The organism is Micromonospora sp. Mcm103 (assembly GCF_024519755.1).
GTDB lineage: Bacteria > Actinomycetota > Actinomycetes > Mycobacteriales > Micromonosporaceae > Micromonospora > Micromonospora aurantiaca.
In genome coordinates this window covers 323,263-343,584 of sequence record NZ_JALJRJ010000001.1, presented here as the reverse complement: position 1 = coordinate 343,584, position 20,322 = coordinate 323,263, and the positions used below count along the sequence as shown (strand labels likewise).

Annotated in this window: 20 protein-coding genes; 6 read left to right on the top strand and 14 right to left on the bottom strand. The window is 73.8% G+C overall.

What is annotated here, in order from left to right:
* Positions 1–1,635 (bottom strand): glucose-6-phosphate isomerase, encoded by a 1,635-nt coding sequence (gene pgi / locus OC439_RS01630; protein ID WP_262011838.1) that lies wholly within the window; start codon positions 1,633–1,635, stop codon positions 1–3.
* A gap of 247 nt (positions 1,636–1,882) precedes the next feature.
* On the opposite strand from pgi, the gene OC439_RS01625 reads away from it, so the two are divergent.
* The 3 genes from OC439_RS01625 (at position 1,883) to OC439_RS01615 (ending at position 5,721) form a co-directional block, all read left to right on the top strand.
* On the top strand, positions 1,883–3,820 hold the full coding sequence (locus tag OC439_RS01625; RefSeq protein ID WP_262011837.1) for an ABC transporter ATP-binding protein: 1,938 nt from the start codon (positions 1,883–1,885) through the stop codon (positions 3,818–3,820).
* A gap of 77 nt (positions 3,821–3,897) precedes the next feature.
* Positions 3,898–4,947 carry an aldo/keto reductase gene (locus OC439_RS01620; protein ID WP_262011836.1) on the top strand — a complete coding sequence of 350 codons (1,050 nt, stop codon included), beginning with the start codon at positions 3,898–3,900 and terminating at the stop codon, positions 4,945–4,947.
* 231 nt (positions 4,948–5,178) lie between these two features.
* A complete protein-coding gene (locus tag OC439_RS01615; protein WP_262011835.1) occupies positions 5,179–5,721 on the top strand; it encodes an RNA 2'-phosphotransferase in 543 nt (180 codons plus the stop codon).
* Positions 5,722–5,728: 7 nt separating this feature from the next.
* Here OC439_RS01615 and OC439_RS01610 read toward each other — a convergent pair whose 3' ends face one another.
* The 6 genes from OC439_RS01610 to OC439_RS01585 form a co-directional block, all read right to left on the bottom strand.
* Positions 5,729–7,012 (bottom strand): sulfite oxidase, encoded by a 1,284-nt coding sequence (locus tag OC439_RS01610; protein ID WP_262011834.1) that lies wholly within the window; start codon positions 7,010–7,012, stop codon positions 5,729–5,731.
* Between the two features lie 82 nt (positions 7,013–7,094).
* On the bottom strand, positions 7,095–7,733 hold the full coding sequence (locus OC439_RS01605) for a hypothetical protein (protein WP_262011833.1): 639 nt from the start codon (positions 7,731–7,733) through the stop codon (positions 7,095–7,097).
* A complete protein-coding gene (locus tag OC439_RS01600) occupies positions 7,730–9,136 on the bottom strand; it encodes a selenium-binding family protein (RefSeq protein WP_262011832.1) in 1,407 nt (468 codons plus the stop codon). Before OC439_RS01600 ends, OC439_RS01605 begins: the two co-directional genes overlap by 4 nt.
* 16 nt (positions 9,137–9,152) lie before the next feature.
* The gene (locus OC439_RS01595) at positions 9,153–9,878 is read right to left on the bottom strand and encodes an ABC transporter ATP-binding protein (RefSeq protein WP_262011831.1); all 726 of its coding nucleotides are present in this window, start codon (positions 9,876–9,878) and stop codon (positions 9,153–9,155) included.
* On the bottom strand, positions 9,851–10,687 hold the full coding sequence (locus OC439_RS01590; protein WP_262011830.1) for an ABC transporter permease: 837 nt from the start codon (positions 10,685–10,687) through the stop codon (positions 9,851–9,853). Before OC439_RS01590 ends, OC439_RS01595 begins: the two co-directional genes overlap by 28 nt.
* Positions 10,684–11,652, bottom strand: a complete 969-nt coding sequence (locus OC439_RS01585; protein WP_262011829.1) for a sulfonate ABC transporter substrate-binding protein — start codon at positions 11,650–11,652, stop codon at positions 10,684–10,686. The genes OC439_RS01590 and OC439_RS01585 overlap by 4 nt, the downstream gene beginning before the upstream one ends.
* A gap of 143 nt (positions 11,653–11,795) precedes the next feature.
* Here OC439_RS01585 and OC439_RS01580 point away from each other — a divergent pair, with 143 nt between their 5' ends.
* Complete coding sequence (locus OC439_RS01580) at positions 11,796–12,962, top strand: LLM class flavin-dependent oxidoreductase (RefSeq protein WP_262011828.1); 1,167 nt, start codon at positions 11,796–11,798, stop codon at positions 12,960–12,962.
* A 47-nt stretch (positions 12,963–13,009) separates the two neighbouring features.
* Here the strand turns inward: OC439_RS01580 and OC439_RS01575 are convergent, their stop codons facing one another.
* The 7 genes from OC439_RS01575 to OC439_RS01545 form a co-directional block, all read right to left on the bottom strand.
* Positions 13,010–13,519, bottom strand: a complete 510-nt coding sequence (locus OC439_RS01575; protein WP_262011827.1) for an NUDIX domain-containing protein — start codon at positions 13,517–13,519, stop codon at positions 13,010–13,012.
* Between the two features lie 41 nt (positions 13,520–13,560).
* Positions 13,561–14,121, bottom strand: coding sequence for an NADAR family protein (locus OC439_RS01570; protein WP_262011826.1), 561 nt, complete (start codon positions 14,119–14,121; stop codon positions 13,561–13,563).
* Between the two features lie 428 nt (positions 14,122–14,549).
* Positions 14,550–15,191, bottom strand: a complete 642-nt coding sequence (locus OC439_RS01565) for an SRPBCC family protein (RefSeq protein WP_262011825.1) — start codon at positions 15,189–15,191, stop codon at positions 14,550–14,552.
* A complete protein-coding gene (locus OC439_RS01560; protein ID WP_194799170.1) occupies positions 15,188–15,553 on the bottom strand; it encodes an ArsR/SmtB family transcription factor in 366 nt (121 codons plus the stop codon). The genes OC439_RS01565 and OC439_RS01560 overlap by 4 nt, the downstream gene beginning before the upstream one ends.
* Positions 15,554–15,644: 91 nt before the next feature.
* Positions 15,645–16,319, bottom strand: a complete 675-nt coding sequence (locus OC439_RS01555) for a peptidoglycan recognition family protein (protein ID WP_262011824.1) — start codon at positions 16,317–16,319, stop codon at positions 15,645–15,647.
* A gap of 88 nt (positions 16,320–16,407) precedes the next feature.
* Positions 16,408–17,154 (bottom strand): lysozyme, encoded by a 747-nt coding sequence (locus OC439_RS01550; RefSeq protein ID WP_262011823.1) that lies wholly within the window; start codon positions 17,152–17,154, stop codon positions 16,408–16,410.
* Positions 17,155–17,280: 126 nt separating this feature from the next.
* Positions 17,281–18,606, bottom strand: a complete 1,326-nt coding sequence (locus OC439_RS01545) for a flavin monoamine oxidase family protein (protein WP_262011822.1) — start codon at positions 18,604–18,606, stop codon at positions 17,281–17,283.
* Positions 18,607–18,728: 122 nt separating this feature from the next.
* Here OC439_RS01545 and OC439_RS01540 point away from each other — a divergent pair, with 122 nt between their 5' ends.
* A complete protein-coding gene (locus tag OC439_RS01540) occupies positions 18,729–19,079 on the top strand; it encodes a YciI family protein (RefSeq protein WP_262011821.1) in 351 nt (116 codons plus the stop codon).
* A complete protein-coding gene (locus OC439_RS01535) occupies positions 19,076–20,284 on the top strand; it encodes an RNA polymerase sigma factor (RefSeq protein ID WP_262011820.1) in 1,209 nt (402 codons plus the stop codon). Before OC439_RS01540 ends, OC439_RS01535 begins: the two co-directional genes overlap by 4 nt.
* Positions 20,285–20,322 lie beyond the last annotated feature (38 nt).

The window sequence follows — 20,322 nt, the reverse complement described above, 5'->3', positions numbered from 1 at the left end:
TCAGCTCCGGCCGCGCTCGGCCCGGTAGCGGCGGATCAGCTCGGCGGTCGAGGTGTCCACGTCGGCCAGGTCCGGGTCCGGCCCGGTGAGCTTCGGCGCGAGCTGGTTGGCCATCACCTTGCCCAGCTCCACACCCCACTGGTCGAAGGCGTTGATGTCCCAGATCGCGGCCTCGGTGAACGTGATGTGCTCGTAGAGCGCGATCAGCTGGCCCAGCGTCGCCGGGGTGAGCTTCGGCGCCAGGATCGAGGTGGTCGGGTGGTTGCCCGCCATCACCCGGTGCGCCACCACCTCGGGCGCGGTGCCCTCGGCCTCCACCTGCTCCCGGGTCCGCCCGAACGCCAGCGCGGCGGTCTGGGCGAAGAAGTTCGACATGAACAGGTCGTGCATGTCGCCCAGGTCGTGGTTGGGCCGGCTGAACGCGATGAAGTCCGCCGGGATCAGCCGGGTGCCCTGGTGGATGAGCTGATAGAAGGCGTGCTGCCCGTTGGTGCCCGGCTCGCCCCAGAAGATCTCCCCGGTCGGGTACGTCACCGGCGAGCCGTCGACGCGTACCGACTTGCCGTTGCTCTCCATGGTGAGCTGCTGGAGGTAGGCGGGGAACCGGTGCAGGTACTGCGAGTAGGGCAGCACCGCGTGGGTCTCCGCGCCGAGGAAGTCGGTGTACCAGACGTTGAGCAGGCCGAGCAGCGCCGGCACGTTGCGCTCCACCGGTGCGGACCGGAAGTGCTCGTCGACCGCGTGGTAGCCGGCCAGCATCTCGCGGAACCGGTCCGGCCCGATCGCCAGCATCACCGACAGGCCGACCGCGGACGGCAGCGAGTAGCGCCCGCCCACCCAGTCCCAGAAGCCGAACATGTTCTCCGGGTCGATGCCGAAGTCGCGGACCCGCTGCTCGTTGGTGCTCACCGCGACGAAGTGCCGGGCCACCGCGTCGTCGTCCGCGTCCAGCCCGGCGAGCAGCCAGCGCCGCGCCTGGTCGGCGTTGGCGAGCGTCTCCTGGGTGGAGAACGTCTTCGAGACCACGACGAACAGCGTGCTCGCCGGGTCCAGGTCGGCCGTCTTGTCGTGGATGTCGGTCGGGTCGATGTTCGACACGAACCGGCAGCCGATGCCCGCGTCCCGGTACGCCTTCAGCGCCTCGTACGCCATCACCGGCCCGAGGTCCGACCCGCCGATGCCGATGTTCACCACTGTGGTGATCCGCTCGCCGGTGTGGCCCCGCCACGAGCCGGAGCGCACGCGCTGCGCGAACGCCGACATGCGGTCCAGCACGGCGTGCACGTCGGCGACCACGTCCTGGCCGTCCACGGTGAGTGACGCGTCGGCCGGCAGGCGCAGCGCGGTGTGCAGCACGGCCCGGTCCTCGGTGACGTTGATGTGCCGTCCGGCGAACATGGCCGCGATCCGGTCGGTCAGGCCGACCCGCTCGGCGAGCGCGCCGAGCAGCGCGATCGTCTCGTCGGTGACGAGGTTCTTGCTGTAGTCCACGTGCAGGTCGGCGACCTCACCGGTGAGCCGCTCACCCCGCTGCCCGTCGGCGGCGAACAGGTCGCGCAGGTGCGTGGCGCGCATCGCCTCGGCGTGCTTGCGCAGCGCCTGCCATTCGTCGGTGGTGGTGACGTCCACAGCCATCGGGTCGATCTTCTCCTTCACGACGGGCGGTCGGCCGGCGCGCGCCGGCGAACCCCACAAGCCTGCCACCCGGACCGGTCGCGCGCGACGCGACCCGGCGGCGATCACCGTGCGGGCGGGTGTCTAGGGCCACCGCTGCGGGACACGCCGTTGGGACATCTGTACGACACGCCGGTTACTGAATGACATCCTTCGATAGCGGACCGTAGTATCCAGCGTTGCTGTCCGAACGCGTCGAGGAGGTGCCATGGCCGGGGTGATCCGTCCTCGTCCGGCGTCCGACCCGGAGGAGCCGGCCGGGGAGACGACCCTGCCCGAGCTCGTCGATCCGCACTGGATGCACCGGGCCACCGAACTGGCCCACACCGGCTTCTGGTCGGTGGCGCGCCGGCTGCCCACACTGATCCGCGAGGCGATCAGTCTCGCCTGGGCCACCAGCCGGCGGGACACCGCCGCCTCGCTGGGCCTCAACGTCGCCGCCGGTGTGCTCACCACGCTGGGCCTGCTCGCCACCACCGGGGTGCTCCACCAGCTGTTCGCGGCCGGCCCGACACCGGACCGGATCCGGGCGGCGCTGCCCGCCCTGGCGCTGGCGGCTGCCGCCGTCGCCGGGCGCGGCGCGCTGACCATCGCCGCCGGATGGGCGCAGGCCCGGCTCGTACCGCAGATCAACTTCACGGTGGAGCGGCGGCTGTTCGAGACGACGTCCGCCGTGGAACTGGCGGCCTTCGACGACGCCGGCTTCGCCGAGGAGATGGACCGCGCCCGCGACCGTGGACTGGCCGAGGCGGGCTCCCTGGTCAACGACACGGTCAACCTGGTCACCGGCGTGGTCGGCGTGATCGCCACGGCTACCGCCGTGACGATCATCCACCCGCTGCTGCTGCCCTGCCTGGTGGTCGCCGCCGCGCCGGAGGCGGTGACGGCGGTGCGGATGGCCCGCCGTCAGCACGTCGACTGGCTCGCCCGGATCACCCGGCGGCGACGCAAGTGGATGCTGGGCGACCTGATGGCCAACCGGCACACCGCGGCCGAGATCCGCGCCTACCAGATGCGCGACTTCCTGCTATCGGAATACCACCTCGTGACGCGCCTGGAGACGCGCGCCGAGCTGCGCCTGGCCCGGGCGCAGACGGTCACCCGGGCGATCGGCCTGTCCATCACGGGCATCGCCACGTTCGGGCTCTACGTGGTGCTGGGCGCGTTGCTGGTGGGCGGCGTGGTGGCGCTCGCGGCGGCGGCCACCGCGCTGCTCGCGCTCCAGGCCGCGCGTACGAGCCTGCGCACCGCGATCTTCGCCACCAACTCGCTCTACGAGGACGCTCTCTACTACCAGGACTACCGCGACTTCCTCGACCGGGCGGCACGGCGGATCCCGGCCGGCGGGCACCTGCCCGTCGACGGGTTCACGCGGATCGACGTCGACCGGGTCAGCCTGCGCTACCCGGACACCGACAGTGCGGCGGTCGACGAGGTCAGCCTCACGTTCCGGCGCGGCGAGGTGATCGCGCTGGTGGGGGAGAACGGCTCCGGCAAGACCACGCTCGCCAAGCTGATCGCCGGCCTCTACCGGCCCACCGGCGGCACGATCCGCTGGGACGGCGTGGACACCGCCGAGCTGGATCCACGCCAGACCGCCGCCCAGGTCGCGGTGATGAGCCAGGACTGGTGGAAGTTCCCGTTCACCGCCCGGCAGAACATCCGCGTCGGCCGCCACGACCGCGCCGACGGCCCCGGACCGAGCGTGGAGACCGCCGCCCGTGACGCCGCCGCGCACGACATGATCAGCGAGCTGCCGTTCGGGTACGACACGCTGCTGGACCGGCAGTTCAAGGACGGCCAGGACCTGTCCGGCGGGCAGTGGCAGCGGCTGGTGGCCGCACGCGGCCTCTACCGCGACGCCCGGCTGCTGATCTGCGACGAGCCGTCCGCCGCGCTCGACGCGCGTGCCGAGCACGCCCTCTTCCAGCATCTGCGGCGGCACCCGGACCGGGCCGTCGTGCTGATCACCCACCGGCTCGCGAACGTCCGGCACGCCGACCGGATCTTCGTGATGGACCACGGCCGGCTCGTGCAGTCAGGCGACCACGACACGCTGATGGCGCAGGGCGGGCTCTACCGCGAGCTGTTCGAGTTGCAGGCGGCCGGCTACCTCGCCGGCAGCGCGGAACCCGCCGACGGTTGACCTCCAGCGCACTCGAACTCCTACCGTGACCGGACCGCGCGCCACCCGGCCGGCGCGGTGCAACCCAGGGAGTTCACATGCGCTATCGCGTCCTCGGCGGCACCGGCATCGAGGTCAGCGTCCACTGCCTCGGCACCATGATGTTCGGCGTGGTCGGCAACCCCGACCACGACGACTGCGCCCGGATCGTCCACGCGGCACTCGACCGTGGGATCAACTTCGTCGACACCGCCGACATGTACTCGGCCGGCGAGTCGGAGGAGATCGTCGGCAAGGCCCTGCGCGGCCGCCGCGACGATGTGGTGCTCGCCACGAAGGTCCACTTCCCGATGGGGGAGGGGCCCAACCGGGGCGGCAACTCGCGACGCTGGATCGTCCGTGCGGTCGAGGACAGCCTGCGCCGGCTGGGCACCGACTGGATCGACCTCTACCAGGTGCACCGCCCGGACCACACCACCGACGTCGAGGAGACGCTCGCCGCGCTCACCGACCTGGTCCGGGCCGGGAAGATCCGTGCGTTCGGCTGCTCGACCTTCCCGGCCGAGGAGATCGTGGAGGCGCACCACGTCGCCGAACGGCGTGCGCTCGCCCGGTTCCGCACAGAGCAGCCGCCGTACTCGATCCTGGCGCGCGGCATCGAGACGTCGGTGCTGCCGGTCTGCCGCCGCTACCGGATGGGTGTGCTGGTGTGGAGCCCGCTGGCCTCCGGGTTCCTGTCCGGCCGGTACCGGCAGGGGCGGCCCGTCGACCTCGGCGCGGGCCGCCCGGCACTCACCCCGGCCCGGTTCGACCCGGCGCTACCCGGCAACACCGCCAAGTACGCCGCCGTGGAGGACCTGGTCGCGCTCGCCGGCGAGGTGGGCTGCACACTGCCGCAGCTCGCTGTGGCGTTCACCGCCGTGCACCCGGCGGTCACCTCGACCATCATCGGGCCGCGCACGATGGACCAGTTGGACGCGCTGCTGGCCGGGGCGGAGCTGACGCTCGACGACGCGGTGCTGGACCGCATCGACGAAATCGTCCCGCCGGGCACGAACCTCTACCAGCCCGACGGCGCCTGGTCCCCGCCGACCCTGACCGACCCGTCCCACCGCCGCCGCCCCCTCCCCGAGCGGGCCGCCGCCTGACCCCCGCTCCTCCCGCCAACCCCCGTCTCCGCCCTCAGCCCTCAGCCCGTCGATCATGGAGTTCCGGCCCCGGCAGACAGCGCGAACCGGACACTCGAGGGGCGCAAACCGCAAGATCGGCGAGGTGAGGCGAGGCGGGGTGGGGCGGGGCGAGGCGGGGTGGGGTGGGGTGGGGTGGGGCGGGTGGGGAACTGCGTCGACACGGGACGGGGGCGGCTCCACACTGGGCCTGTGGAACATCGGGAACTTGTTCGGGTGAGCAAGCGGCTGTCGCTGGCGTTGCGGCACCGGCCCGACGCGTACGGGCTGCGACTCGACCGGGCCGGCTGGGTGCCGGTGGCCGACGTGCTCGCCGGGCTGAGGATCAGCCGCGCCCAGCTGGACGCCGTGGTCGCGGGCAACGACAAGCAGCGCTTCGCCGTGGAGGCCGGCCCGGACGGGGCCGACCGGATCCGCGCCAACCAGGGCCACTCCGTCCCGGTCGACCTCGGCCTCACTCCGGCCGCGCCGCCGCCCCGGTTGTTCCACGGCACCGGCGAGGCAGTGCTGGACGCGATCCGGGCGCAGGGGCTGCGCCGGGGCGGGCGGCACCACGTACACCTGTCACCTGATGTGGCGACGGCCCGGCGCGTCGGTGCGCGCCGGGGCGGCGCGGTGGTGGTGCTGACCGTGGACGCGGCGGCGATGGCCGAGGCCGGGCACCTGTTCTACCGCTCGGCGAACGGGGTGTGGCTCACCGACACCGTGCCGCCGCCCTACCTCGGCACCACCTGAGCGGCGGTCAGCAGGCGGTCACCGGGTGGGCCACCACGGCGTCGAACAGGTACGCGAGGTCGTTCGGCGCGGCCCGGTCGGGCTGGACGGCGCCGGTGCAGTCGGTGGCGCGGGCGCGCAGCACGTGCCGGCCCGCGCCCGGCGGACGCCACCGGACGGTCCAGCGCTGCCAGGCGCCGCCCCGGTCGGCGGCGACCAGGTCGGCCGGGCGCCACCCGTCGCCGGTGTCCACCTCGACGTGCGCGATCGGGCCGTTGCCGGACCAGGAGCGGCCGGTCAGCAGCACCTCCTCGCCGGCCGGCACCCGGGCGTCCCAGGGCAGCTCGAACGCGCTGCGCACCGGCTGGGCGGTGAGGACGGTGCCGTCGGCCGGGTGGCCGGGGCCGAACATCCGGTAGAACTGCGTGTTCCACGGCGAGAACAGGGCAGTGGTGGAGACCTCGATCGCGCCGACCCACTTGATCGAGGAGATACCGACCCAACCGGGCACCACGACGCGTACCGGGAAACCGTGGTCGGGGGGCAGCGGCTCGCCGTTCATCTCGTACGCCAGCAGCACGTCGTCGAGCGCCTTCGCGACCGGCATCGGTCGGCGTACCCGGCCGAGGTTGACCCCGCCGGAGACGTAGTCCGGGTCGAGTCCCTCGGGCATCACGTCGACCGCCTCGTCGCGCAGCCCGGCCAGGCGCAGCACCGTGCCGAGCCGCACGCCCCGCCACCGGGCCACGCCGACGCTGCCCAGCCCCCACGCCACGCCCGGGGCGGGCTCGTCCTGCTGCTCGGCGAAGTAGCGCCGCCCGTTGCCGGCGCACTCCAGCAGCGCCGCGTGCTCCTCGGCGGGGAGCCGGCGCAGCTCGTCGAGGTCGAACTCGACCGGCTTGTCGCGGGTCGGCGCGCCGCGCAGGCCGTCGCCGAACAGGCGCAGCCGCCAGGTGGCCGCGTCCAGGTACGGAGTGACGGTGTGGTTGCGGACGAAGAATCGGTCGGTCGGGACCACGTACCCCTGGCCGGCCATCGACGGCCAGCGCATCTCGGCGTTGGTGTCCAGCGGGCGCAGCAGCTCCGGCGGCAGCGGCTTGACGATCGGCGCGCCGGGGTCGACGCCGACCGGCGCGGACGCCACCGCGACCGGCTCGCGTTCCGCAGCGGCGGCGGTCACCGCGGCCATCGCCGCGCCCACCTCCAGCAGCCGGTCGCGGTCGACGCCCGGCCCGTGTGCCTGCCCGGCGAGCCACTGCCGGCTCCGGTCGGCGTCGTGGACGGCTTCGGCGGGGGACGGGGAGTGACTCACTGCTGACCTCCGGGGTAGGCGACGCTGCCTTTCCTATTCAATCAGTAGGACTTCTCGTCGATCCGTCGCAGGTGGTGGTGACTCACGCCGCAGCGATCAGCGTCACCACCCCGGCCGCCACGAGCACACCGGCCCAGAGCCGGTCGACGTTGAACCAGGCCCGGCGCAGCACACCGACGCCGAGCACCTCGTACACCAGCAGGGCCACCACCAGCGCGACGGCGAGCATGGCGACGGTGTGCACGGCGGCGGCGAGCAGGCCGGTCAGCGCGCCGGCCGGCGCGGCGGCGAGGTGCCCGGCGTGCGGCCCGGCGCCGGCCGCCGGTTCGGCGAGCAGCACCGGCAGCAGCATCAGGCCTGCGCCGTGCGCCGCCGACATCAGGAACGACCAGGCGGTGAGCTGCGCCGCCGACAGCCGCATCCCGGCCCACCGGAAGTGCCGCTCGGACAGCAGCCGCCACAGCCCGAACCCGACCAGCAGCACCCCGCCGGCCACCGCGACCAGCGTGCTCGCCGTCACCGACCGGGTGGCGCTGACCAGGGCGGCGACCACCGCCACCGACGCCAGGTGCCCGGCCGCGATCGGCGGCAGGGCCGCCAGGAGCGCGGCCCGGCGACGCTCCTGCAGGCCCCGGGCCACCGCGAACAGCCATCCCATCGCCGGGTTCAGGCCGTGGAACGCGCCGAGGCCGGCCAGCGCCGCCCAGGTCGCGCCGGTCACGGGAAGCAGTACGAGTCGGACGAGGCGTCGCCGCCCTGCAACCGGGTCTGGTGCACGCGCAGGCCGCGGAACTCCTCGCCGCGCGGGAAGAACCGCGGGTCCGGCACGAGGCCGCCGGTCGCCGGGTCGACGTCGAGCTTCGCCACCCAGGCGCCCACGCCGTCGGGGTAGAACTGGTCGTCCCAGGCGCCGTAGAGCGAGTTGCTGACGTAGACGCGGCGGCCGTCGCGGCTGATCTCGACCATCTGCGGGCCGCCGGCCAGCGGCTCGTCCGGGTACGCCGGGTGCGGGGTGCGGTTGACGATGCCGCCCAGGCGCACCGAGCCGACGCGTACCGGGTGGAACGGGTCGCTGACGTCGTAGCGGATCAGTTCGCCGGTACCCCAGCAGGAGACGTGCAGGAACCTGTCGTCCACCGACAGGTCGATGTCGGTGACCAGCGGCGGCACCGCCCCGAACGGCTTGAGCAGGTCCGGCAGGTCGGCCGGGTCGGCCGGTTCGGCCGGGATGTCGATCACCTTGGTCACCGCCCAGGTGTCGCCGTCGCGGTGCCACAGCCAGATCGAGGCGGACAGGTCCTCGACGCTGATCACCACGCCGACGAAGCCGTACGACTTCGTCGGGTCGTGCGCGGGGCGCAGCTCCAGCGGCATCTGGTACTGGTCGCCGAGGTCGACGCGCTGCACGTGCCGGCGCCTCGCCAGGTCCCAGAAGTGGATCGCGTGCCCGTACCTGCGGCCGAGCAGCAGCTCACCGACGATGCCGTCCTCGATCATCGACGGCGTGCCCCACTCGCTGGTGACAAGCACGTCCTGGGTGTAGTGCCACCAGAAGTCGTACGCCAGGAACTGCGGCCCCCGGTCGGCCTCCCACGCGCCGCGTACCTCGAAGGTGGTGTGGTCGAGCACGGCGATGCCGCCGGGCCCCTCCTGCCCGTCCGCGCCGCCGAGCGCGGAGACGTAGATGCCGTCCGGCCCGCAGTGCACGGTGTGCGGGCGGGAGTACCCGGCACGCTCGCCCAGTTCCTTCGCCTCGATCACCTTGACCAGGCTCGGCCGGCGCGGGTCGGGCTTGGTGTCCAGCACGTGGATCCGGGACGAGCGCAGGCCCGGCACGATCAGGTAGCGGCGTTCCACGTGCGGGTGCGGCGCGGTCGGGCAGAGCGCGCTGCTGCACGCGTTCCAGCCGAAGTGGTGCAGCTCGTCGCCGGTGTTCGGCAGCTCGGTCCAGCCCACCACCCGGCCGTACGAGCCGGAGTCCGGGTCGGTGTCGAGGACCGCGATGGCGTCGGGGCGCTGCCCGGCGCGGTCGAACGCGGCGACGTACGCGAGTTTCTCGGCCGGCGCGGTGGCGGCGAGCGCGGGGGAGGGGTAGAAGGTCGGGTCGGGGGTCCAGCGGGTCATCGGTTCTCCCTCGCGGTCAGCCGGCGGGTACGCCGAGGCGGTCGAGCAGGTGGCGGCGCAACGCGCCGAGGGCCGGGTCGTCGGGGCTCGGGGACGGGCCGAGGCGTACCGGCACCTCCTCGGCGATCACGCCGTCGTCGAGCAGCAGGACGCGGTCGGCCAGCAGCAGCGCCTCCTCCACGTCGTGGGTGACGAGCAGCGCGGCGAAGCCGTGCTGGGCGCGCAGCCGCCGCAGCAGCCCCTGCATGCGCAGCCGGGTCAGCGCGTCCAGCGCGCCGAACGGCTCGTCCAGCAGCAGCAGGTCCGGTTCGCGGACCAGCGCGCGGGCCACCGCGACGCGCTGCGCCTGCCCGCCGGACAGTTCGGCCGGCCAGGCCCGGCCCCGGTCGGCGAGCCCCACCTCGGCCAGTGCGCGGCCGACCCGGTCGCCCACGTCCGGCCCGGTCAGGCCGAGCGCCACGTTGTTCGCCACCCGCTTCCACGGCAGCAGCCGGTGCTCCTGGAACACGACCGCGGCGGTGCCGTGCACCGCGTGCTCGCCGCCCGCGTCGCCGTCGAGCCCGGCCAGCACCCGCAGCAGCGTGCTCTTGCCGGATCCGCTGCCGCCGAGCAGCGCCACCGTCTCCCCGGCGCCGATGGTCAGGTCCACCCCGGCCAGCACCACCGCCGGGCCGAACGCCCGGGTCACCGCGTGTGCGGTGAGCACCGGCCCGGTCAGGTCGCGCGCAGTCCGCGTCGCCACGCCAGCGTCCTCCTCTCCGCGTACCGGATGAGCAGGTCGGAGGCCAGCCCCAGCAGCGCGTAGACGAGCAGGCCGAGCACCACCACGTCGGTCTGGCTGAACTCGCGCGCCTCCATCATCAGGAAGCCGACGCCGGTCTGCGCGTTCACCTGCTCGCCGACGACCAGGCTGAGCCAGGCCGCGCCGATGGCCAGCCGCAGCCCGAGGAACAGCGACGGCAGCGCGCCGGGCAGCACCACGTGCCGCAGCCGGGCCGCCGCGCCGAGACCGCAGGTACGCGCCGCCTCCACCAGCCGCTCGTCGATGTCGCGGATGCCGGCGTACGTGTTGAAGTAGATCGGGAAGAACGCGCCGAGCGCGACCAGCGTGACCTTCAGCGACTCGCCGATGCCGACCCAGATGATCAGCAGCGGGACCAGGCCCAGGTGCGGCAGCATCCGGGCCATCTGCACCGGCGGGTCGACCAGGTCGTCGCCGAGGCGCAGCAGCCCGGCCGCCGCGCCGAGCACCAGCGCCAGGCCGCCGCCGATGAGCAGGCCGAGCGCGGCGCGGGTGAGCGAGTCGAGCAGGTGCACGCCGAGTGTCCCGTCGCTCGCCAGCCGCCACCCGGTCGCGAGCACCGCGCTGGGCGCGGGCAACTTCTCCGCGGCGAGCAGCCCGGTCCGCGCGGCGGCCTCCCAGGCGAGTACCAGCACGACCGGGCTCGCCGCGCGCCGCCACCGCCGCGACGCGCGGGCCCGCGACCGCCGCGGCGTCGCCCGTTCGGGTACGACCGGAGCGGCCGCCTCGGCCAGCGCCGGACCGCTCACTGGAACGCCTCGTTGAACCGGCCGTCCACCCGTCCGGCGATGTCGACCGGTCCGGGTACGAGCTTCAGCTCCACGAAGCTGTCCGCGATGGCCTGCAACTCCGCGCCGATCTCCGGGGTGACCGGGGCGAGCGGCTTGGCGCTGCGGGCCAGCGCCCGGGTGGTCACGTCGAGCGGGATCTTCAGCTCCGGGGCGAGGACGGCGGCCCGCTCGCCCGGGTGGGCGATACCCCAGTCGGTGGTCTGCCGGTACGTGTCCAGGAACGCGCGTACGTCGTCGGTGCGGTTCTTCACCGCGTCCGGTGCGGCCAGCACGTACTCGCGGTTGCCGGCCAGGCCGGTGGCGTCGGCGAGCACCCGTACGCCCGGCTGCTCGGCCAGCGCGAAGTACGGATCCCAGATGATCCACGCGTCGACCTGCCCGTTGTCGAACGCGGGCCGCCCCTCGGCGGGCTTGAGGTACTTCACGTTGATGTCGGCGAGCGTCATCCTGTTCGCCTCCAGCAGCTTGACCAGCAGCCAGTGCACGTTGGAGCCCTTGTTCAGCGCGACCGTCTTCCCGCGCAGGTCGGCGAATCCACGATACGGGCTGTCCGCCTTGACCAGCACCGCCTCGCCCTGCGGGATCGGCGCCGACGTGCCGATCACGGAGAAGGGGATCTTTCCGGCGGCGGCGAACACCGGTGGCGCCTCGCCGACCTGGCCGATGTCGATCGAGCCGGCCTTCAGTGCCTCGGTCAGCGCCGGGCCGCTCTCGAACAGCGACCAGGTGACGTTCTTCGCGTCGCCGCGCGCCTTGACCAGGCTGAGCCCGCCGAAGCGCTGGTAGCCGATCCGCAGCGGGCCGTCGCCGCCGCTGGCGTCGGCCGCCTCGCCGCCGCAGGCCGTCAGCGCCGTCGCGGCGAGCAGCGCGAGGGTGGTGAGCAGCGCGGCCAGCGGCCGGCGGCGGGTTCTGGGGGTACGCATGGCGACTCCTCGGGGAGGGATGGGCCCGGCCGTCGGCGGGCGACAGCAACCTACCAACCCGATAGGTTTTATGGGTAGGGTGTCGGCGTGGTCGTCCCACCACTCAGGAGGCGACCCGTCCCATCCCGCACCGGAGGTACACCATGTCGCTCACCTTCCACTGGTTCCTGCCGACCTACGGCGACAGCCGGGACATCGTGGGCGGCGGACACGGCGTACCGGTCGGCACGGCCGGTGGCGCGCGGCCCGCGAGCGTGGCGTACCTGGGGCAGATCGCCCGCACCGCCGAGCAGCTCGGCTTCGCCGGTGCGCTCACCCCCACCGGCGCCTGGTGCGAGGACGCCTGGCTGACCACCGCCATGCTCAGCGAGGTCACCGAGCGGCTGAAGTTCCTCGTCGCGTTCCGGCCCGGCCTGCTCTCACCCACCCTCGCCGCGCAGATGGCCTCCACGTTCCAGCGCCTGTCCGGCGGGCGGCTGCTGCTCAACGTGGTCACCGGCGGCGAGTCGGCCGAGCAGCGCGCGTACGGCGACTTCCTGGACAAGGACGCCCGCTACGCGCGTACCGACGAGTTCCTGCACGTGGTGCGGGCGCTGTGGCGCGGCGAGACGGTCGACCACGACGGCGCCCACGTGCGGGTCGAGGGCGCCCGGCTCAGCCGGGTGCCCGACCCGGTGCCGCCGGTCTACTTCGGCGGGTCGTCCGGCGCGGCCGGGCCGGTGGCGGTACGGCACAGCGACGTGTACCTCACCTGGGGCGAGCCGCCGGCCCAGGTGGCCGGCAAGCTGGACTGGATCCGCGGGCTCGCCGCCGAGGCCGGTCGCGAACTGCGCTACGGCATCCGGCTGCACGTGATCAGCCGGGACACCGCCGAGGAGGCGTGGGCCCAGGCGCGCAAGCTGCTCGACGGCATCCCCGAGGCCGACGTGCGCGCGGTGCAGGACGGGCTGCGGCGCAGCGAGTCCGAGGGGCAGCGGCGGATGCTCGACCTGCACGGCGGCTCCCGCGACGGGCTGGAGGTCTCGCCGAACCTGTGGGCCGGATTCGGGCTGGTACGCGGCGGCGCGGGCACCGCACTCGTCGGCAGCCACACCGAGGTCGCCGACCGGATCGCCGAGTACCACGCGCTCGGCCTGGACGAGTTCATCCTCTCCGGCCACCCGCACCTCGAGGAGGCGTACTGGTTCGGCGAGGGCGTGCTGCCGATCCTGCGGCGGCGCGGGCTGTGGCGGCACCCGGCCGGTGAGCCGGAGACCGAGGCGCCGGCCGCCGTGCCGTTCTCACCCCAGCCCGTCCCGGCCCGCGGCTGACCGCGCCGCGAGTGGCCGCCGGTCCGTCCGGCGGCCACCGGCTCCGGTCAGAGCGGGCGTTGACCGGCGAGGAAGTCTGCCAGCACCCGGGTGTGCGTGGAGAAGGCCAGCTCGACCGGATCGGTGAGCACCAGCCACTCGGTGGCCTCCTCGGTCGGTGCCGACGGCGGCAGGTCACCGACCGGCCGCTCGGGCAGCACCCCGAAGACCATCATGGTGCCGCCCGCCGGGGCGCCGTGCACCGCGAACAGCCGCGCCTCGCCGGCCTCCGCCAGCAGGCCGGTCTCCTCCCGCAGCTCGCGGACGAGCGCCTCGGACCACTCCTCGCCGTACTCGATGAAGCCGCCCGGCAGCGCGAGCCGCCCCCGGGCCGGTTCGATGTCGCGGCGTACCACCACCACGCCGAGCCCTTCCGGCGTGCGGACCGGCAGCACCGCCACCGCCACCGGCAGCGGATTGCGCCACACCGTCTCGCCGCAGGAGGAACAGACACGCGGCCACCCGGCGCCCGCCGGGTAGGCCGCGCCGCAGAACGAGCAGTGCGAGTACGCGGTCACGCCGCAGCACGTTACCCGCACCTGTCGCCCGAGGTCAGGCGTCACCCCCTCGGGCCGGCGAGCGCGGCGCGCGCCTCCATCAGGGCGAACCCCAGGAGGTTGTCGCCCCGCCAGGTCGCCGGGTCGGCGGCGCGCGGATCGTCGGCGGTCAGGCCGATGCCCCAGATCCGGTCGGTCGGGCTGGCCTCGACGAGCACCCGGTCGCCGGTGCCGAGCAGGAACCGCCGCAGCGGCTCGTGCTGGGCGAACTTGGCGACACTGCCGGCCACCACGATCTCGTACCGGCGGGCCGTCCAGGTCGCCTCGTCGAAGTCACGGACCTGCCGGCCGAGCGCCTTGGCCCGGTGCGGATGCCCGGCCACCAGCACCCGCTCGGCGACCGCGTCGTCACCGAAGAGGGTGGCCTTGTGCCACATCATCCAGTGCTCGGCGGTGGCGAACTCCCGGCCGTCCACAGTGAACGCCGCCGGCCACCACTGGCTGAGGCAGCTCGCGCCGATGCTGCCGTCAGGCCGTGGCCGGTGCCCCCAGAAGTGCAGGTACTTGACCGTCCGACCGGCGTCGAGCGCGGCGGTCAGGTCGGCGACGGTACGGATCGACATGCCCGCAGTCTGCCCCACCCCACCGACATCCCACCCCCGCGTTTCGCCCCCGGCAAGGCACCGCGCGCCTCCCGCGCACCGACGTTGAACGTCTCGCCGCCCGTCGCGCGTCACCCGTCGACGCAGTCGCCCGGAGCCTGCCTCCTGCCCGCCTCACGAGGCGCGACGTCCCACTTTGAGGGAAGCGCGTTCCGCATCCCGGGATCCAGAGAGATCTTGGTAGGAAGAGGCCCCTATGGGGACCATTTCCTACCAAGATCTCTCGCCGGGGCGGGCGCCAACTCTCCACCGCGCCCCGTGGTCCTCGCCGATCTTGCGCTTTGGTGCCCCGCAATCCAGGCGGAAAGGGGCATCACAAGGGCCCGAACTGCAAGATCGGCGAGGCGAGGCGAGGCGAGGCGAGGCGAGGCGGGGCGAGGGCGGGAGGGTTAGGGAGTGGGGGCGCCTGTGTAGAACGCGGTTACTCGGGTGCCTGCCGTCCGCGCCTGCTCGGTGGGGGTGCCGGACTCGATGCTCGCCCTTGTCCAGCTCTCGCTGGACTCGGTGACGAAACTGCGGCCCTCCTCCGAGGCCATCCAGTCGGCTGCGGTGGCCGGATCGACGCCCGTGCCGTCGGCGGCGAAGTGGGAGGCCAGGCCGACCAGCGCCAGGTCCCAGCCGATGCCGACCGCGCCCGGACCGTACTCGGCCCACCGCTGGTCGTCGACGTGCGCGACGTGTTCCAGCTCGAAACGGGTGCGCCCCGGGCCGGCCTCGCGCAGCCGCACCTCGATCCAGCTCACCTCGCCGCCGAACTCCCAGGTGGCGGCGAAGCCGTGCGGCGGATCGCACCGTTCGACGGTGCCGCCGGCGTTGCCCTCCAGCTGGTACCGGCCGCCGAGGCTCAGGTCACCGGAGACCGGCAGGAACCAGCGGGGTATCCGTTCCGGGTTCGTGCAGGCGTCGAAGACGTCGGCGACGGGTGCGTCGTACGTCTGGGCGATGGTGAGCACCCGCGCCTGCCCGGCGGGGAGCGTACGGTCGCCGACGCGGCGCTCGACGGCGCTGATCTGTCCGGTCACGTCGATCATGGTTCGGTCCTCTCGTCGTCTGTGGTGTCCTCGCGCAGCCGTCGTTCGCGGCGGCCCCGGGCCAGTTCGGTGGCGAGCGCCGCCAGTGGCGGGGTCCAGAAGCGGCGGAACCCGTCCAGCCACGCGTCGATCTCGCGCAGCGGGCCGGGGTCCACGGCGTAGAGGCGGCGGGTGCCCTGGGCGCGCACTGTGGTGAAGCCGTGGTCGCGCAGCACCTTGAGGTGCTGGGAGACGGCGGGCTGGCTGATGCCGAACTCGCGCCGCACGGTCTCGCCGAGCGCGCCGGCGGGCTGCTCGCCGTCGGCGAGCAGCTCCAGGATCCGGCGCCGGACCGGGTCGCCGAGGACGTCGAAGGCGTGCACGACCCTTTGTATCATGCACGGCTTATATAAGCGAGGACTGACGTATCGCGGGGCGCCCGTCGCACCCGGGCGCCCCGCGTACCCCCGTGGGTCAGCCGCCGAGACGGGCGGCGACGGTACGGCGCAGCTCCGGAAGGCGGCCGTGCAGCAGGCCCGGGCACTGCGTGTCGTTGAAGTCCTTGTGCCCGTAGATCTCGGTGGGCGCGATGCCGTACTGCTGGCAGGTGAACGCGCAGAACGTGACCAGGCTGTTCCAGAGCGCCTGGGGCGGCTGCACGTCCACGTAGATGCCGTCGTTCTCGATGCCGATGGCCTGGCTGTTCTGCCCGACGCAGTGCGCGCCCTGCACCATGGTCTGGCCGTGCAGCAGCGCGTAGAGGCTGCCGTGCCGGCCCTCGGTCAGGTAGCCGCCCCGGCTGTTGGTGAAGTGCTGCCCGGAGTCGAGCCAGCCGTTGCCGTCCATGTGCAGGTTCTGGATGTCGCGGGAGTTGCGGTACGCCTGGGCGAGGCTGTAGTCGGTGGTGTTCGGGAACGCCGTGTGGTGGACGATGATCTTGTTCGGCCGGCCGGCCACCACGCTCACCGGCGACGAGGGCGGGCGGGCGCCCCAGGTCGCGCAGTTGGCGATGGTCGGCTGGTCGACCCGGGTGGCGGCGGCCCGCGCGCCGGGGCCGGAGCCGATCTGGGTCAGCGCGCCGACGCCGGCGGCGGCGCCGAGCAGGACCGCGCCGCGCAGCACGGTCCGCCGGGGTACGGGAACGGACATCGCAACCTCCTCGCGGAAGGGGAACGCCGGATCGGCCGGTACGCCGGGCGTGGCGGGACCGGCACCGCCCGCCACGCCCGGGCCGGTCTCAGCAGGGTCCGTTGCAGGCCAGGACGCGCAGCCGGTCGAGCGAGCCGTTCCAGACGTTCTGGTCACCGGGGAAGACTCCGGAGGAGGACCACTGCCAGAACGAGTACGTGCCCCAGCCCGCGGGCAGCGTGCCGACGCTGCTGGAGTAGCGGGCGATCCACAGTGGGTTGTTGGCGGCGAACTGCGAGGTGTTGCCGGTGCAGGTGCTCCACCAGTCGGTGGTGGTGTAGATGGTGGCCCACCGGCCGGTGCGGGCGTAGTACTGGTTGACGAACGAGGCGATCCAGCTGCGCATCGACGCCTGGCTCAGGCCGTAGCAGGTCGCGCCGTACGGGTTGTACTCGATGTCCAGCGCGCCGGGCAGCGTCCGCCCGTCCTTCGACCAGCCGCCGCCGTGGTCGACGAAGTAGTTGGCCTGGGTGGCGCCGCTCGTGGTGTCGGGGCGGGCGAAGTGGTACGAGCCGCGGATCATCCCGACGTTGTACGAGCCGTTGTACTGCTGGGCGAAGTACGGGTTGGTGTAGTACGTGCCCTCGGTCGCCTTGACGTACGCGAACCGGGCGCCGTTCGCCCACGCCCCGGACCAGTTCACGTTGCCCTGGTAGCTGGAGACGTCCATGCCGGGTAGCCCGGCCGGGGCGGCGCCGGCGGGGGCCGCCCCGGTCAGGGCCGCGGCGGCGACGGTGACGGTGGCGAGCAGTGCGGCTCCGGCCGCGCGCAGCGCCGATCGGATCGATCTGTGCATCTGTCCTCCCTGGGGGTTGCCGCGCTCCGGCGGCGGGAGTATGACGAAAGGAACTGTCGTCATTAGGGCACAGGGCGGAGAAACTTTTCAATAGATTGCATCGAAGAATCTCACTGAATTGGGTGCTCAGCCGAGCTGGGCGAGCGCCTCGGCGGCGGCGCGCTCGCCGGCGGTCACCGCGCCCTCCAGGTAGCCGCTCCACCGGGTCGCGGTCTCGGTGCCGGCCCAGTGCACCCGGCCCACGGGCGTGCGCAGTTCCGGGCCGTACGCGCACCACGCGCCGGGTGGCAGGACGCCGCAGAAGCAGCCGCGCGTCCACTCGTCCGCCGACCAGTCGTACTCGACGATGTCGTCGGGACGCGCGGCGGCCGGGCCGAAGATCGCGGCGAGCGCCTCGCACAGTGCGTCCCGGCGGGCGTCCTGCGGAAGCCGGCGCAGCGCCCGGGCCTGCGCGCCGTAGCTGAACGCGGTGAGCACCCCGCCGGGCGCGTCCGGCAGCGAGTTGTCGACCGTCTCGGTGAGCGGCCCGGTGTCGGTGCTGGACACGCCGGAGCGGCCGTCGGCCCGCCAGAACGGCTCCGGATAGAGCGCGTGCACCTTGAGCGCCACACCCATCGGCATCCGCTGGGTCAGTCCGTCGCGCAGCGGCGGCAGCGGCGGGTCGTACCGGATGCGCCCGGCCAGCGTCGGCGCCAGCGCGACCACCACCGCGTCGCCGCGGTACGTCTCGCCGCCGGAGCGCACCCGCACGCCGTCGTCGTCCTGCGCGACGCCGTCCACCGGGGCGCGCAGGCGCAGGCTCCCCGGCGGCAGCGCGGCGGCCATCCGCTCGGCCAGCGCGGCCGGACCGCCCGCCATCCGGTCCTGCTGGGCGCCACCGGCCATGCGCAGCAGCGAGCCGGTACCGCCGCCGCTGCGCAGGTAGAACAGCATGTGCAGCAGCGAGACCTCGTCCGGTGAGGCGGCCAGCAGGCCACCGGCGAGCATCCGGCCCGCGTATCCGGCGGTGACCGGGTCGGCCGCGCTCGCGTCGAGCCAGCCGCCGAACGTGACCCGGTCCCACCGTGCCGCCTCGGCGGCACGCCACGGCGCGGCCGGGTCGAGCGTGCCCGCCATCTCGTCGAGCGTGCCCAGCAGCGCGGACAGCCCCGGCGGCTCGCCGGTGGCCGGGCGTCCGCCGAGCAGCAGCGCCGCCGCACCGTGCGCGGGGGAGGAGAAGGTGGTCAGGCCGTACGCGGCGACGAGCGCGTACATCCGGTCCTGAGTCGGGCCGATCCACTGCGCGCCGAGATCCAGCCAGCCGCCGCCTGGTAGCGGGCGGCTGCGCGTCCGGCCGCCCACCCGGTCCCGCGCCTCCAGCACCCGTACCTCGGCGCCCGCCGCGTCCAGCGCGAGCGCGCAGGCCAGACCGGAGAACCCGGCGCCCACGACGACGACCCGGTGACGGCGCACGCGACGGCGTACCCCGCTCCCGGCCGGATTCACCCGGCCCGGCGTGTCGAAACCGGCATCAGTCGTTCGTGTGGAGGGTGAGAGGGCGGCGCGGGGCCGTCCCCGGCGGTGAGGAGACACCGATGAAGCAGTACCTGATCAGCATGTACCAGCCGGTCGGCGAGGGCCGTCCCGACCCGGAGTTCCTAACCGGGGTGATGCGCGAGGTCGAGGCCATCGGCCGGGACCTGCGGGAGGCGGGGTGCTGGGTGTTCGGCAACGGCCTGCACGACCCGCAGACCGCCACCGTGCTGCGCCCGGCCGGTGACGAGGTGCTGGTCACCGACGGCCCGTTCGCCGAGGGCAAGGAGTACCTGGGTGGCGTCACCATCATCCGGGCGCCCGACCTGGACGCCGCGCTGGACTGGGGCCGCCGCTACGCCCTCGCGACCACGCTGCCGATCGAGGTCCGCCCGTTCCAGGGCGAGGGATGACCGACGTCGAACGGGTCTTCCGGGCCGAGTACGGCCGCGCGGTAGCCGTCCTGGTCCGCCTCCTCGGCGACATCGACCTCGCCGAGGAGGCGGTCCAGGAGGCGTTCACCGTCGCCGTGTCGCGGTGGGCCGCCGACGGGCCGCCGGCCAGCCCGGCCGGCTGGATCATCACCACCGCCCGCAACCGCGCGATCGACAGGCTGCGGCGCGAGGCGACCCGGGCCACCCGGCACGCCGAGGCCGCCCTGCTGCACGCCGACGACGACCCGCCCGCCGAGGAGGGGCCCGTGCCCGACGACCGCCTGCGCCTGATCTTCACCTGCTGCCACCCGGCGCTCGCCGCTCCCGCCCGGGTGGCGCTGACGCTGCGCCTGCTCGGTGGCCTGAGCACCGCCGAGATCGCGCGCGCCTTCCTGGTGCCGGAGCCCACCATGTCGCAGCGCCTGGTCCGGGCCAAGGCGAAGATCCGCGACGCCGGTATCCCGTACCGGGTGCCGCGCGACGCGGACCTGCCGGACCGGCTGCGCGGGGTGCTCGCCGTGGTGTACCTGATCTTCAACGAGGGGCACACGGCGAGCGCGGGGGAGCGGCTGGGCCGCGCCGAGCTGGGCGCCGAGGCGATCCGGCTGGGCCGGCTGCTGGTGACGCTGATGCCGGACGAGCCGGAGGCGCTCGGCCTGCTCGCGCTGATGCTGCTCACCGAGGCGCGCCGCGCCGCCCGGACCGGGCCGGACGGCGTGCCGGTGTCGCTGTCCGAGCAGGACCGCCGCAGGTGGGACCGGGAGCTGATCGCCGAGGGGCAGGACCTGGTCCGCCGGTGCCTGCGGCGAGGCCGGCCCGGCCCGTACCAGATCCAGGCCGCGATCGGCGCGGTGCACGCGGACGCGCCCACCGCCGCCGCCACCGACTGGGGACAGATCCTCGCGCTCTACGACCAGCTCGCCGCCGTCGCGCCCGGGCCGGTGGTGGCGCTGAACCGGGCGGTCGCGCTGGCCGAGGTACGCGGACCGGCGGCGGGACTGACCGAGGTGGAGCGTCTGGATCTGGGCGGCTACCACGTGTGGCATGCGATCCGGGCCGACCTGCTGCGCCGGCTGGACCGTCCGAAGCAGGCGCGGAAGGCGTACGACGCGGCGATCGCCGGCACCGGCAACGCGGCGGAGCAGACGTTCCTGCGCCGCGCCCGCGACCGCATGCCGGGATGATCGCACCGACCGTGCAGGTAGGAGGCTCGCAGCCGGTC